This is a genomic window from Pseudovibrio denitrificans JCM 12308, assembly GCF_001310815.1.
GTDB lineage: Bacteria > Pseudomonadota > Alphaproteobacteria > Rhizobiales > Stappiaceae > Pseudovibrio > Pseudovibrio denitrificans.
The window spans coordinates 204,325-218,822 of record NZ_BAZK01000005.1 but is presented as its reverse complement, the minus strand read 5'-3'; the positions used below and the strand labels follow the sequence as shown (position 1 = coordinate 218,822).

The 14,498-nt window shown below is 53.4% G+C and carries 11 protein-coding genes and 1 tRNA gene; 7 read left to right on the top strand and 5 right to left on the bottom strand.

Annotated elements, in window-relative coordinates; translation table 11 throughout:
• The first annotated feature begins 251 nt into the window (after nt 1-251).
• Nucleotides 252-1,469, top strand: a complete 1,218-nt coding sequence (locus tag JCM12308_RS08125) for a GNAT family N-acetyltransferase (RefSeq protein ID WP_054783397.1) — start codon at nt 252-254, stop codon at nt 1,467-1,469.
• Nucleotides 1,470-1,504: 35 nt separating this feature from the next.
• Here the strand turns inward: JCM12308_RS08125 and JCM12308_RS08120 are convergent, their stop codons facing one another.
• A complete protein-coding gene (locus JCM12308_RS08120; protein WP_054783460.1) occupies nt 1,505-3,862 on the bottom strand; it encodes a GumC family protein in 2,358 nt (785 codons plus the stop codon).
• Nucleotides 3,863-4,083: 221 nt separating this feature from the next.
• On the opposite strand from JCM12308_RS08120, the gene JCM12308_RS08115 reads away from it, so the two are divergent.
• The 6 genes from JCM12308_RS08115 to JCM12308_RS08095 all read left to right on the top strand — a co-directional run bounded on the left by JCM12308_RS08115 (nt 4,084) and on the right by JCM12308_RS08095 (nt 9,090).
• On the top strand, nt 4,084-4,641 hold the full coding sequence (locus JCM12308_RS08115) for a polysaccharide biosynthesis/export family protein (protein ID WP_014286048.1): 558 nt from the start codon (nt 4,084-4,086) through the stop codon (nt 4,639-4,641).
• A 183-nt stretch (nt 4,642-4,824) separates the two neighbouring features.
• The gene (locus JCM12308_RS08110; RefSeq protein ID WP_054783396.1) at nt 4,825-6,039 is read left to right on the top strand and encodes a glycosyltransferase; all 1,215 of its coding nucleotides are present in this window, start codon (nt 4,825-4,827) and stop codon (nt 6,037-6,039) included.
• A gap of 12 nt (nt 6,040-6,051) precedes the next feature.
• Entirely contained in the window at nt 6,052-6,357 is a 306-nt protein-coding gene (locus JCM12308_RS29380; protein ID WP_208978377.1) for a hypothetical protein, read from the top strand.
• Entirely contained in the window at nt 6,354-7,610 is a 1,257-nt protein-coding gene (locus JCM12308_RS08105; RefSeq protein WP_208978376.1) for an undecaprenyl-phosphate glucose phosphotransferase, read from the top strand. The genes JCM12308_RS29380 and JCM12308_RS08105 overlap by 4 nt, the downstream gene beginning before the upstream one ends.
• 265 nt (nt 7,611-7,875) lie before the next feature.
• Nucleotides 7,876-8,874 (top strand): O-antigen ligase family protein, encoded by a 999-nt coding sequence (locus tag JCM12308_RS08100; RefSeq protein ID WP_208978375.1) that lies wholly within the window; start codon nt 7,876-7,878, stop codon nt 8,872-8,874.
• Between the two features lie 139 nt (nt 8,875-9,013).
• Nucleotides 9,014-9,090 (top strand) — tRNA-Pro (locus JCM12308_RS08095).
• 8 nt (nt 9,091-9,098) lie between these two features.
• Here the strand turns inward: JCM12308_RS08095 and JCM12308_RS08090 are convergent.
• From JCM12308_RS08090 to JCM12308_RS08075, 4 genes are all read right to left on the bottom strand, one after another.
• A complete protein-coding gene (locus tag JCM12308_RS08090) occupies nt 9,099-9,881 on the bottom strand; it encodes a glycoside hydrolase family 108 protein (protein WP_208978374.1) in 783 nt (260 codons plus the stop codon).
• A 92-nt stretch (nt 9,882-9,973) separates the two neighbouring features.
• Nucleotides 9,974-10,744: a DUF2793 domain-containing protein gene (locus JCM12308_RS08085; RefSeq protein ID WP_083416965.1), complete on the bottom strand. Its 771-nt coding sequence runs from the start codon at nt 10,742-10,744 to the stop codon at nt 9,974-9,976.
• Nucleotides 10,745-10,857: 113 nt separating this feature from the next.
• Nucleotides 10,858-11,163, bottom strand: a complete 306-nt coding sequence (locus JCM12308_RS08080) for a nucleoside triphosphate pyrophosphohydrolase family protein (RefSeq protein WP_008546976.1) — start codon at nt 11,161-11,163, stop codon at nt 10,858-10,860.
• A gap of 258 nt (nt 11,164-11,421) precedes the next feature.
• Nucleotides 11,422-14,484, bottom strand: coding sequence for an aminotransferase class III-fold pyridoxal phosphate-dependent enzyme (locus JCM12308_RS08075; RefSeq protein ID WP_054783394.1), 3,063 nt, complete (start codon nt 14,482-14,484; stop codon nt 11,422-11,424).
• Between the last annotated feature and the right edge of the window lie 14 nt (nt 14,485-14,498).

Here is a 14,498-nt window from a genome sequence, read left to right as displayed (position 1 = left end):
CGCCAGCGGTCACCCCTTTAAAAAAACGAGCGGGACCACGACTGCTAAAAAGATAACTCGCGCAACTAATAAATAAATGTTTGAAGGATTTCCGCACGGAGACCCCCTAGTTCCCAACCGAAATTGTATCAAATTGTAACTGGGAATTATTTACGATTAATTTCAATTTGGGTTGCTCTACATAGTTAGATTTGAGATTCATTAAGAGCTTGGAACTAATAATTCCTTGTATTTTATTTAGGGCATTCTCAATGGCACTTCCTCAATCCACCGAAAAAAGCGAGAGCACATCATGCGCTGATCGCAAGACCACGCTGGATTTGAACCAACTTTCCTTTCAGATTTATACCGGCAACGACCTGCAGCAATTGCGAACAGACTGGCTGGCATTGGAAGCAGAAGCCCAAGGAAGTGCGTACCACGCCTATGAATGGTGCAAAAGCTGGGCACAACACGTGGCTGCTTCCGAAAAAGCCACAACCTTGATTGTTGCTGGATACATCAACGAGAAACTCCACGTCCTACTCCCCCTCGCCCTTCACCAGTGCCATCTGGCAAAAACGGCAAGATGGCTCGGCGAGGAGATTTTCAACCAGAACACAGGGTATTGGTCAAAGGAGTTGTTGGCCGCACCACAAGCGCATTTCCTCCGCCCTCGCCTGATTGCTGAACTGAAGGCATGGGGAGTTGATCTTATTCACCTGGGCAACACGAGCTTTAAGGTGGAAGCCGCAGACAACCCTCTGGTGCGCATGGACGATACCACCAGCACCAACGCAATCTATCCGTTTGAGCTGACAGGCTCTGCAGAAGAGTTCGTCAAAGCAAAACGCTCCAAAGCCGCCCGCAAGAAGCACCGCAGCAAACTGAACAAGCTACAGTCTCTAGGCACACTCACCTTCACAAAAGAAGCAACCTGCGAAGGTGCATCAGCCACTGTGGACGCGATGATCAAGCAACGCGAAGTGCGGCAAGCCGAAACCGGCATTCCAACAGCTTTTGCATTACCCAACTATCAAAGCTTCGCAAGAGAGGCTTTCGCTGATCTGGCAAAAGAGGACAACCCAACAAAGCCGCTGATCTATAGCCTGAAACTTGATGATGAGATCATCAGCACTTGTCTCAGCCTCAAATCCGGAAACCGCATCTACTGTTACTGCACATCCATCATCAGCGGAGACCTGATGCGCTACAGCCCGGGTGAGCTGCTCATGCAACACGTGATTGAAGACATGTGCGAAGAAGGCCTGGAAGTCTTTGATTTCGGCTTAGGAGAAGAACGCTTCAAACTGGCTTGGGCTGAGCCGGAGTATCTCAAAGACTGGATCGAGCCCCTTACCTTTAAAGGCAAGCTTGCTGCAGCCCTAGAAAGCGCTAAACTCAGCTCAAAACGCAAGCTCAGAAACAACCAGAGCTTCTGGCAGCTATACCGCCGCATCCGCGGAATGTTCGCCCGCCTGCAGCACTAAAATTCTTTTGAGAATAAGCTGCTAAATGGCAGCCCTTACGCCGCCATATCAACCTGCAACCACGCCGCAGCTTCATTGCTGACCACACGCTCCACCTCTACAGGTGCCTTGGTGTGCTTCTCCAGAATGGAGAGCGCTTTTTCCAGTTCTGGCCCTGCAGGAGAACCATCTGTCGCAATAATCACACGATCCGCTTCAGAAAGCATCTGCGCGCAAATCAGGCTTGGCTCGATAAGGCCGAGGTCAGCAACAATCACGTCATAGGTCAGATCCAACGCTTCCATGATCAGGTTATAGCGGCCACCATAGACCACCTCGTCCCGAATAGGCATGACACCTGATTGTATCACGTGCGCACGGGAAACAGGATCGCGGTGGATCACATTCGTGAAGGCCGCTTCCCCTTCCAACAACTCAGAAAAGCCCGGCTTGAGCGGCTCTGATCCATCTTCGGACTGCGGAACATCACCCACTTCCTCAAGCGGAGTTTCCTTCAGGATAGACTGAGCACCTTCCCCACCTTCGGAGCGCACTTCAACAACAACAGGCATGATGCCACGAGCAGCAATTTTGCGAGTGCAGCTCAGCGCTACACGAGAAGAAAGGCTTTCGTCCTCAACGCTCAGCACAACAACACGGCTCACCTTTTCAAGCTGGTTTGCATTGTCCGCCTTCACTTCCTTCAAAGCGATGGAAGGGACTTCAACCTCGTGCTCTTCTTCATCCTGCTCTTCATCAAACTCTTCAACTTCATCGCCCACAGCTTCGTCTTCGGCATCATCATGAAGCTCAGCCTGCTCTTCTGTCAGCTCGTCTTCAGCAACCTCTTCCTCCTCAGGAGCTGGCTTGTCTTCCTCTTCTTCAAAGGAAGGCTTCAGCTCAACAGGAGGTGCAGCAACTGCATGGCTGCGGGTTGTTGCATCAACCACACTTTCCAACGCATTTGATGTCGCAGTCCCGACAGACTCTTTCGGATTGGCCGCAGGCGCTGCTGGTGTCGCAAAAGACTCACGGCGCAGCACCTCACCTGAGATCAGCGCCCGTACAATGCTCCACAGACATCCCAGGAAGAACGCAGCGAAACCAGCGATTGCAGCAAGTGCAGATGGTTTACGGCCTGATGGCTCGCTAGGCACAGACGCGCGGGAAATCACACGAGAGTCAGCATTCAAAACACCAACACCTTGCAGAACCTCCGCTTCTCGAAGGCTCACCAGCAACTGGTTCAGCTGCTCTTCCTTAGAACGCGCTTCACGCTCCAGTTCCTGCAAACGCACCTGATCAGCACCAGAACGAGCAGCTTCTTTCTTCAGCTCATTCACTTGCGCATTCAAAGAAACATAACGGTCCTGAGCAATCTTGGCGTCATTCTCAAGACCAATAACAATCTTCTCAGCTTCAGCACGGATCTGACGATCATACCCACGCAGCTGAGAGCGCAGAGCTTTGATCTGTGGGTGGTTCGGCAGCAAAGTGGTGGAAAGCTCAGCAATACGGTTCTCCAACGCCAGCTGGCGCTCCCGCAAACGCTGAATAAGGGAAGAATTGAGAACCTGCGTTGCAGTTTCCAAGGATCCACCATTCTCCAACAAAGACCGGATCTGCTTGGCCTGCGCTTCAGCTTGAGACTTTGCCACGATGGCAGCGGAGACCTGAGAGTTCAGCTCTGATAACTGCTGCTGATTAAGTGTTCTGTTTTCAGACCCCAACAGCAAATCAGCACCGGAGCGGAACTCAGCAACTTTCTGCTGTGCAGCCTCAACCTCATTCTCAAGACGAGCAACCTGAGGAGCAAGCGCATCCGCTGTGTTGTTAGTCACTGCTCGCTTCGCATTATCCTGCAGCGTGCGGTACTCATTGACCACGGTGTTCGCAACACGCGCAGCCAGCTCCGGGTCCTTGCTGGTAAAGCGAACCGCAATCACGCGGGAACCGTCCACCTGATAAACATCCAGATTGCTGGTGAACTTGTTCAGAAGACGCTCAGCTTTACTTACCTGATTGGAAGTTGGCTCAAACCCAACGGAGGTCATCAGCCGATCAACGAGGCCCGGCTCACTCTTGGAAGCAAACACACTGTTGTTTTCAAGATCGAGCTTCTGAACAACATGACGCGCCAGATCGCGCGATTGCAGCAGCTGAACCTGGCTAGCGATACCTTCTTTATCTAAGAGGGAACGTTCCTGCTCGCTGTTCCGGATCTGCCCCGGCAGCACAATCTTCGCAGTATCGATAAGAACTTTGGATTCACTGGTGTATTTAGCGGTCTGCTTGCTAGCCAGATAGAAGGTGCCAAAAGCGACCAGCGCTGCAAACGGGATCACCCAAAGGAGTCCCTTCAGCACTTTTTTGAACAGCACGCCCATATCAAGAAAGACATCTTCTTGCGGCACAGCCCACTTCCCCACTCAATACAAAGCCCGAAACAATTTTCTGCGCACAAGAATGCATAGACAGGGTAACCAAGTTATTAAGCACCTTAATCAAATGCTGGAAAGAAATGACAAAGAGCCCAACAATTCTTACAAAATTAATTGGAGGATAATTACAATATTTATATTCTGTTAACCTTGAGCGCCGAAATATACTCCCAATGAATTTAAAGGATTTCGTAATGCGCCCGCGCCTACTAGCAGTTATTGCTGGCTTAACTCTGTTAACGAGTTGTTCATCTTATAAAAAGCCAGAACCTGCTTTCCATGAGGAACTGGTCCAGCCTTACACACTTGCCGCGAGTGACGAAGTCCGCATCATTGTTTTTGGACAGGCTGATCTGTCCAACACCTACAAGATTGATCAGGGCGGTAGCCTCGCCTTCCCACTCATCGGGCAAGTCAACGCAAACGGCAAAACACCCAAGCAACTGGCAAGCATGATCCGTGCACGCCTGAAGAACGGCTTCATCCGCGATCCGGATGTCTCTGTTGAAGTGGCCGTCTATCGTCCAATTTTCGTCATGGGTGAAGTCAGAAACGCAGGCCAGTATGCCTACCTTCCAGGCATGACAGTGCAGAACGCCATTGCAACAGCAGGTGGCTTCACGGCACGCGCGCGCCAGCAAGATGTAGACCTGACCCGCCAACTGGGCGCTGAAGTGACCAACGGCGTTGTTCCAATCACAGCACCGGTCCGTCCGGGTGACACGCTGTATGTGCACGAGCGGCTCTTTTAAAATTAAGAGCATGCACCCTACATGCCTTTGCGTCTTGTTAAGCTAAAACCGCAGGTTAAGAGTTAATTAACCCTGTCGATTAACAGGTCAAACAGTATTTTAAGCTAGCAATAAACTCAGTTGCGCGGCGGTCTGTGCTGGGGAGCATCAGACCATGCATGCGCGGTGGGGAGTTTGCTGCGGATGTCTACGGACAAGCTGAAAATCGTTCATTGCATACGTGCGCCTTTGGGCGGCGCGTTTCGCCATCTTATGGATCTGGTCGAAGAGCAGATTGAGATGGGTCACGAGCTCGGCATCGTCTGCGCCTCCAACGATATTCCATCCTCTTCATTGGCACAGCTCGAAGCACTAAAACCCAGACTTTCTCTGGGTTTAATCACCGTTCCAATGGCGCGGGCGCTCGCTCCCAAAGACCTGTTCAGCTTCTTCAAACTGCTCAAACATCTTGCTCCTTTAAAGCCAGATGTCCTGCACGGCCATGGCGCCAAAGGGGGAGTATGGGCACGTACAATCGGCTCAGCACTTAAACTACGCGGCCTCCCAACCAGACGTGTTTACAGCCCTCACGGCGGAAGCCTGCACTACGACTTTTCCAGCACCTCAGGCAAGGTCTATATCACGCTTGAAAAGCTCTTGAGACCGCTCACAGACTCACTAGTGTTTACCAGTGCGTTTGAGAAAGCCGCTTATCAACAAAAGATCGGCATGAAGGGCGAACGCCCAAACAGCAAGATCGTTCATAATGGCCTGAGAGAAACTGAGTTCTGGCAAAGCCCCATTGATGAAGACGCTGCTGATCTCCTGTTTATCGGTGAGTTACGTCTGCTCAAAGGGGTAGACCTGCTCATCAACGCTATTGATGATCTGCATCGCAACACCAACTCCAGGCCAACCCTCGCTGTTGTCGGCGACGGACCGGATCGTACGCTCTTTGAGCAAATGGTCAGCGACAGGAACCTGCAGGCCTACATCACGTTCCATGGCTTCCAGAAAGTCGATCAGGCTCTCCCCCTTGGAAAAACAGCTGTCATTCCGTCCAGAGCAGAAGCCCTTCCCTACATTGTGCTGGAGCTGCTTGCCGCTCAAAAGCCACTGATCACAACTCGTGTTGGTGGCATTCCGGAAATCTATGCACAGCACAAGAAGACACTCGTTCAACCAGACGACCAGCAAGCCCTGACATACGCCGTCAGCTGGGCGCTGTCGCATACGGATGAACAGATCGAGCTGAGCCTGCAACTGCAGGACCATCTCAAATCCAATTTCACTCTGTCGCAAATGGCGCGGAGCATAACCCAACTTTATCAACCCGTTCAAAGTGCGAAGAACGAACTGGCAGACGCTTCACAGCAGTCTCAACAGTCCGCGCTGCACTCACCAGAAAAACTCACTTAGGCGCACGGCAACATGGTCAAACATCGCTTCAATGTAATTGAGAGTGGCCCGTCACCTGATGACAAAACCACGACAGACGGTCACCAGGCATCTGCGACGCACAACGAAGACGTCACTATCAGCAATCTTTCCAAGGATGCATTGGAGGTGGCAGCAACCCTGCGCACCAACACCATCTCCAAGTCCGTTTTTGATGGCTTCATGCGCACTGCAGACGCGACCTTGATCGTCATCACGGGGATTGTCGCATACTTAAGCGGAGCAGCCCTCGATATCCCGCCCCTCTGGCAGATCTTTGCGCTGTTCGAAGCTCCATGATCGGCATCATGCTGTTTCAGATGGCAGATCTTTATCAGGCCAACGCACTGCAAAAAGTGGTTGCACAAGTTATGCGCCTGATTACCGCATGGGCGCTTGTGTTCGCCGCTCTGATCACGTCTCTGCTTCTGATCCTGCCTTCCGCTGAAATTCCGCAGGCGTTCCTGTTGAAGTGGTTTGTCAGCGGCGCTGCTGTCCTGACCATCTTCAGAATGGTCATGCGCGGTTTCATCGTGCGCTGGACACGCATGGGCCGCCTGAGCCGCCGAGCCGTTCTGGTGGGCGGCGGACAAGCAGCCGCTGACCTTATTGCAGAGCTGGAGCGCCAGCCAAACAATGACATCGAGATCTGCGGCATCTTTGATGATCGCTCCAATGACCGCTCCCCACCGAGCGTCGCCGGCTATCAGAAGCTCGGCAACGTTTCTGATCTGGTGGAGTTTGCTCGCATCGCGCAGATCGACATGCTGCTGGTAACGATCCCAATCCGCGCAGAAAAGCGCATCATTCAGCTGCTGGAGAAACTCTGGGTGCTGCCAGTCGATATCCGCCTGTCCGCACACGCAGATAAACTCCGCTTCCGTCAAAGAGCATCGTCCTTCGTTGGCACCGTCCCATTCGTTGATGTTCTGGAAAAGCCAATTGCGGATTGGGACACCATCGCCAAACGGGCATTTGATATCTTCTTTGCCAGCCTGTCGCTGATCGCCCTCTCCCCTGTCATGCTGATCACGGCACTGCTGATCAAGCTGGACAGTTCCGGGCCGGTCATCTTCCGCCAGAAGCGCTATGGCTTTAACAACGAGCTGATCGACGTCTTCAAGTTCCGTTCCATGTATCACGACATGACGGACGCCAACGCCTCCAAATTGGTCACCAAAGGCGATCCACGCGTCACTAAGGTTGGCCGTATCATCCGCAAGACATCCATCGATGAACTTCCGCAGCTCATCAATGTGCTAATGGGCCAGCTGTCACTCGTCGGCCCACGCCCTCACGCCCTTTCGGCAAAGGCCGAAAACCGCCTCTATGAGAACGTGGTGGATGGATACTTCGCACGCCACAAAGTGAAGCCAGGCGTGACGGGTTGGGCACAGATCAAAGGGTGGCGCGGTGAGACGGACACAGAAGACAAGATCCAGAAGCGTGTCGAATGCGACATCTACTATATTGAGAACTGGTCCGTTTTCTTTGATCTCTACATCCTGATTAAAACACCGTTCTGCCTTCTGGAAACGGAAAACGCATATTGACCAACCTATCGCGCCCTCACGATGTTATCGGACGCACGCGCCCCTTCTGGCACGTGCCTCTGACGATCGGCACAGAAACAATCGCCCGCGCGCTGTTGTTTTTGACCGCGTCCGTGAGCGCACTCGTCATCATAGAACCTGCCCCATATGACCTGCTCATCGCGCTTTTGCTGGTGGGCTGGTCCTTCTTTGGGCTGGAACTGCGTAAAGACATCCTGCCTCTTCTGATCCTGCTGTGTTTCTACATCGTAGGCGGCATCATGCTTTGCCAGCAGCGGCAGACACCAAAGAAGCTGTCATCTTCTATGCAGTCACGGTCTTCTTGGCATTCTCGTCTTTCCTCTACGCAGCAACGCTCTCAGCGAAAATTGAGCGGATTGAGGCGATTGAGAAGGGATACATGCTCGCCGCTCTGTTTGCGACGCTGCTGGCCGTTGCTGGATATTTCAACGCCTTCCCCGGAGCCTATGACCAGTTCACTCTGTATGGCCGCGCCAAAGGCACCTTTAAAGACCCCAACGTCTATGGCCCATTCCTGCTGCTGCCGACGCTACTGATCACCTACGACATCCTGACCAAGCCACTGAAGGAGAACATTCTCAAAGCGGGCATCTTGCTCGTCTTATTGCTCGGCGCTTTCCTTTCCTTCTCCCGCGCAGCCTGGGGCATGACGCTCGGTGGCGCACTCATGGTCTTCCTGCTCGTCTTCATCAATGAACGGCGTTCAGTGCCACGGTTGAAGCTTCTGGGCATTCTTGGCCTCGCAGGTATCGGCCTTATTATGGCTCTCCTGGCAATCCTTTCCATTGAATCGATCTCGGAGATGTTCACTCTCCGCGCCAGGCTTGTTCAGGACTACGACGGGGCTCGTTTGGGCCGTTTTGGCCGCTGGGGGGAAGGTTTCACGCTTGTCACAGAGCGCCCATTTGGCCTTGGTGTTGGCGGGTTTAACTCCATCTTCCCGGAGGATGAACACAACGCCTATCTGAAGGCCTTTACAACCTACGGGTGGCTTGGTGGTCTCTCCTATGTAACGCTCGTTTTCTGGACACTGATCAAAGCTTTGCCACTGGTTTTCAAACCACGCCCATGGCAGAAATACATCGTCTGCACCTACGTGGCGTTCCTGCTACACGCTTGTGTTAGCTTCATTATTGACAGTGACCACTGGCGCCACTACTTCCTGCTGCTTGGCATCCTGTGGGCTATCATTGCAGCGGAATCCGGCATTTCCCGCTACAGGCGTTTTCCACCAGCACAATAACACCAGCCGCATTTGATCCTTGATCAGACAACCTGAATTAGGTAGGAAAGTTGTAAGGATAAGCCGTTAAGGCTACTCCTGAAATAGGAATACTTGCATGTGCGGTCCCCGCATCCAGGCGCAAGTATCCTCATAGGTTCGGGTAGTAGCGCAGCCTGGTAGCGCACTTCACTGGGGGTGAAGGGGTCGTCGGTTCAAATCCGGCCTACCCGACCATTTTTCTTCTATTCGTCAGGCGTCTCGTGTTCTCTGCACCAGCAAATAGCTCCAACACCCACGCCAATCAGAAGTGAAAGCGCAAACGCCCATTGCACGGGACCAGAACCGGCGAGCATTCCCGCAAAGCCTGAAACAGCCGCTGCAGCTTTGCTCAAACCCTCTGGCGTCATCAACGCATTGATCACACCAGTCTCCTGCCCCAACGCTTTTGCCCCCTGCCCGCGATCAAACCCATCCAGAACTGGCACTGTTTGTTTCTGCTTGCCACGATCTTCCATAAGTTTGAGCGACTTTTCCTGCACGTCCCGCACCCGACGGGACCAGCCATTCTTGTTGTAAGGCCAGTTCCGCAATCGCTTCATGAAAGCCAGCCTTCGAGCCGAAAGCTCATTCACCAGATAAACCACGGGCCGCTGCTTGATCGCAGCAAGCGTCTTCAAGCCAATCACACCGTCAACGCCCACCCCGAGGATCGCTTGAAGTGTCTTCACCGCCCGCGCAGGACCCGAGTTCACCCCAAAGTCAAAAAGCGCATAGTCCAGACCAAGCGGCAAACGATCCCCTCGCACAGCATCCCAATACTGCGCCCGATAGATCTCGACAGCCTCAGACTGGTTCAGCGCCTGAACTTCCTCCACACTCACTTTTCGCTCCCGCCACGCACTCAATGTACCCTGCGTGATCCCATAGTGTGTCGGCCCTCCCGGATCCGCTTTGCGGCTGCGATGGGCAAACCCGCCTTCGGTGTGAAGCAAATCGGCGATAATCAGATCAAACGTAGACTTCATCAACATCTCCCAACAAAAAAGGAGGCTCGAGGCCTCCATCAAAACACAAAAAAGACCGCGGAAGCGGCCTCAGAAAACTCAAATAGATATGATCAGCTTTGCGGCACGACCGGCAGGAAGTAATGCAAGGAAAGTCGGAGCTTACCGCCAGTGAAGCCGCCTCCGTTCGCCGTGACCCGCACAGGCGTATCTGCATAATACGCTGTCGGCCCAATCACCCCGGCATTGTTTGAGCCAGCAGTCACACCCAGCGAACCACCAAACTTGCTGGTCTCACCCAAGATCCCACAATCATAGGAGCTCGCGCCGGTGATGGCCTCAGTCACACGTGTAGAAACGCAAAAAACGATTGCTCGGGAAGGAATGTGAAGGGTGCTGTCGGTAAAGCTACCCGAAAGAGTAATCAGTTCATCAACGGTGACAAACTGGTTTTGCGCCTTATGAACGCTCTCGCAAAGCACCGTCGCTTCCTGCTGAAACGCAGCGCCACCAGTGGTGCTGTCAACGCCTAGTCCTGCAACGGAAGAAAACCCAATCCAGCCACCGCCGGAATAGATACGCATAGCGCCCAGGCTTTGTACCCAGGCAGCCCAGCCATCAACTGGCGCTAGAAATCGCCAGACACCTCCATCGAAGGCTGCGATTTTGTGCTCATGTCCGGCAAAGATGCCCGTGGCACCAGCAGGCACGATGTAGCGGTCACCCTCAGCAGGGTCCGCAGGAGGCGCGTTTACGCTGTCAGAAACAACAGCAAGCTGCACCACCAGATCAACGAGTGCCAAGGCCTCGTTATGTGTCACATGCTTTTGTGCTTGAGCAGCTGCCAGAAACGGCAGCTTAAGATGTGTCGTCCACTCACTCATCAAGATCCCCATAGATCGCCTAGCCTACGCAAAAGCGTATCATTCAGCGTAGCGAGGGGGATAAGTCTTGATGAGACCGTAAGGCCTGTCAGCCAGCAGCAAAGACCTATAGCTTAAGCGACGTGACGACCGGTACCATCACCAGCCAGAGACCAGATGCGGGTGCGGTTACGTGCCATTTTTTCATCGACAGCAAAGGAAAGCTCGGCACCATGCAGACCAACAAGGCGATGCAATAGAATAGCAATCTCAGCTGCATCAGCTGCAACATCACGCGCACTGTCACCGCTTTCGACAGCCATTTGCAGAGCAGCCAGCTCTTCTCGCGCCCGCTCAATCAGTGCATTCAGATCAGCCACCTGACCAAAGGTTCTCTCACCCCAGGCGGTAATGCTTGCACTGCTTTCAATGGTTACCATGTTCGCCCACCTTCAAACTCTGGGGCCTGTTCCCGCAAGGTTGGTAAGCCAACCCAATTGAAAACAAACCCGAAACACCAAACCGGAGCACTCAGTATGTTGCGATCTTGAGCGACGCCTCCGGATATCCAACATGAAATGAACTCACGCTTCCCCCTATCCAGTTAGCCCTCAGGATAAAGAAAAAGCGGAGACAACCTCCTGTCCCCGCCTATTCTTCAGGTAAAAAAGGCCAGACTTTGGCCCTTTTTTGATAGTTTACATGGTTTCCAGAGCCGAAACGGACTCATTCATGGCCTGATCGAGCACGTCCAGCAGGTAATCCGCATTTTCCTTAGAAAAAATCATCGGTGGGCGCATCTTCAACACATTGTCATAGGGCCCTTCAGTGCCCATCAAAATACCCAGATCCTTTGCACGGTTCGCCACGCGTCTGGCCATATCCGTTGCAGGCTCCTTGGTTTTGCGGTCTTTCACCAGCTCAACACCAAGGAACAAGCCCATGCCACGCACATCACCAATGAACTCATACTTCTCCATCATCTTGCAGAAGCCAGACAGAATATAATCGCCCACGACGCGAGCATTCTCACGCAATCCATCCCGCTCAATTACATTGAGAACAGAAAGCCCCACCGCGCAGGAAACCGGATTGCCGCCAAATGTGTTGAAGTACTCCATACCGTTGTTAAAGCTCTTCGCCACCTCGCGCGTGGTAACGAGAGCGGCCATAGGATGACCGTTGCCAATTGGCTTGCCCATGGTCACAACATCAGGCGTCACACCCTGGGTTTCAAAAGCCCACCAGTGAGAACCAACCCGGCCAAAGCCAACCTGCACTTCATCAGCCACACACAGGCCACCTTCTGCGCGGATCAGCTTGTAAACCTCATCCAGATACCCATCCGGCATAAACACCTGACCAGCCACACTTGGAATTGATTCAGCAATGAAGAAAGCTGGCGCACGACCTTGTTTCTTCATCAGATCCAACTGCTCAGCTACACTCTGCACATAACGCGCGGTGATCTCCTCAGGCGCCCAGTCCGCAGGAGCGCGGTAGGCGTCAGGAATAGCAGCCTCGAACACATGATCAGGCTGTCCCCTTCCGCCATTGCGCTTGTATTTGTAAGGGCTCAGCGCAATCAGCTCAGGCGTGGTGCCATGATAAGCCCAATCCAAAACCACCGCATCCCGCCGGCCCGTATGCGCTTCGGCCATACGGATCATCAGGCTGTTCGCTTCACTGCCCGTACACACAAAGGACGCAACCGCCAGATCATCCGGCAATGTAGCCGTCAGCCGTTCGGAGTACTCCACGATATTGTCATGCAGATAACGGGTATTGGTGTTCAGCAGACCTGCCTGATGAGAAAGCGCTTCAACCACCTCCGGATGTGCGTGACCCAGATGACAAACATTGTTGAAGCAATCCAGATATGCCCGTCCGCAATGGTCAATCAGATAAGCCCCTTCACCACGCACAAACTTGATCGGCTCGCTGTAGGAGATGGAAAGGTTCGGCAGTAGGTTCTGGCGACGCGACGAAACAATCTCATCAATTGAACGCCCGCCACTGCCCAATGTCTCTTGAGGAAGCCCGGCAAAATCAATGGCGGATGGGAACAGGTCCGCCCACACATCGAGATACTTTTCTTCCCCAACACCAAGGATCTCCTCAGCGCTCAAAGAAACATCCGCTGAAAGCTGCAAGTGCAAATGAGGTGCCCAGCCCCCATTCTCATCTTCAGCACCAAGGTAACCAACCGTCTCACCGGCTCTAACCACATCACCCGCCTTTAATCGACTTGCCGCCTCATGCGCCATGTGCCCCCACAGGCTCACGAAGGGCTGGCCACAGTCCGTCTCATGATCCAGCGCGATCATGCAGCCATAGCCAAGCGGATCAGTTTCAATCACAACAGAACGGACCTTGCCGTCCATAGGCGCACGAACACGGGTGCCAGACGGGAGGAACAGATCAAACCCCAAGTGATTACGGCGGCGCTCACCTTCGATAAACCGGCTCTCAAAAAAGTCGGAGGAGTAAACACTACGGCTCTCACCCCATGGGCCGATACCCAGCTCCACATTGTGAGCTTCGCAGTAATCTTCCCACCACTCCTGCGCAGCTTCTGGCTGCCGATCCCGGGACTTCACAGTCATCTCATTCTCGGGATCTCCATAGGGCACCATAGCCTTGGACATCAACTTTGGATGACGCTCAAACAGACCGACAAAGGAGTTGCGGTTCTTTGCACAGAACTCAGCAACCTTCCGCGCGCCCGGCACCGCCTCAAACCCACAGGCCTTGCGCAGGATCGATGTCGCGAACGCAGGCTTCATGCTGTAAAGTTTGTAGAGCAGGTTCCATGCCGGCGCTTCACTGACCGCCAGATAAGGATTGTCTTCAGTCTCGTCTTTCCGAAGCGCAGAAAGGCTCACACTGGTCACAAGGCGCATTGCAATCAGGTCAAAGAGAAGATCAACCTCCCCCTCTTCCAACGGATACTCCTCATGATAAGCCGCAGCCAAATCTGCTGCTGCACCAATCGGATCAGGCACCTCCATGATCGTATAGGCCGCCGCAATCGCAACTTCCGCAATCACCGGCGTGAGCAAGCTGTCCCCGAAATCAATCAGACCACAGACACGGGAATGATCATCAGGATCAACCAGAACGTTCCAGTCATTTGCATCATTATGAATGACAGCTGCCCGCAAGCCTGCGAGCTTGGGAGCAACCAGACGATCAAAGCGCTCAAGGAAGTACTCCACAATACGCCGATGATCAGGATCGCCAATCGCGGCCAACCGATCACGCGCATCACCAGCAGCACGAAGATCCCACTCAAAACTGCGCAGAGCTCCAGGATGCACGAAACCGCGAAGCGCCTTGTCCATCTTTCCAAGCAAACTGCCAAGGCTGGCAACAATGCCCTCTTCCCGCTTAGTTTCAGCCAGTGGTACACCTGTCACCCAGGAAACCACGCGCATTGCATGCTGTGCTCCATCTGGCCCGACGACACTTTGCGTGGCACCGCCGTCATTTGTCAGGCGCAGTCGTGGCATTGGCAGCTCTGGCGCAGAAACAGCAAGATGCTGCAGCATGGCCGTCTGAAAGCCAGTCTCTGCCTCAGGCTCACTGGAATTGACAATCTTCACGGTCCAGCGCGTTCCATCTTCCGCATCAAGGCGATGGTTCTGGTCGCGCTCACTTTCCAGCGGCGACAAGGCACCTTTCAGATCCCAATGCTTATTCAGCAGCTCAGCAATGGTTTCACGATCAAAATTTGGGGCGGGATGGCTAATATCAGTCATGGGTCTCTCCGGTT

Coding starts and splice junctions, on each gene's coding strand:
- JCM12308_RS08075 (WP_054783394.1), bottom strand. CDS start 14,484: ATGACTGATATTAGCCATCCCGCCCCAAATTTTGATCGTGAAACCATT.
- JCM12308_RS08125 (WP_054783397.1), top strand. CDS start 252: ATGGCACTTCCTCAATCCACCGAAAAAAGCGAGAGCACATCATGCGCT.
- JCM12308_RS08105 (WP_208978376.1), top strand. CDS start 6,354: ATGATCGGCATCATGCTGTTTCAGATGGCAGATCTTTATCAGGCCAAC.
- JCM12308_RS29380 (WP_208978377.1), top strand. CDS start 6,052: ATGGTCAAACATCGCTTCAATGTAATTGAGAGTGGCCCGTCACCTGAT.
- JCM12308_RS08085 (WP_083416965.1), bottom strand. CDS start 10,744: ATGAGTGAGTGGACGACACATCTTAAGCTGCCGTTTCTGGCAGCTGCT.
- JCM12308_RS08110 (WP_054783396.1), top strand. CDS start 4,825: ATGTCTACGGACAAGCTGAAAATCGTTCATTGCATACGTGCGCCTTTG.
- JCM12308_RS08080 (WP_008546976.1), bottom strand. CDS start 11,163: ATGGTAACCATTGAAAGCAGTGCAAGCATTACCGCCTGGGGTGAGAGA.
- JCM12308_RS08090 (WP_208978374.1), bottom strand. CDS start 9,881: ATGAAGTCTACGTTTGATCTGATTATCGCCGATTTGCTTCACACCGAA.
- JCM12308_RS08115 (WP_014286048.1), top strand. CDS start 4,084: ATGCGCCCGCGCCTACTAGCAGTTATTGCTGGCTTAACTCTGTTAACG.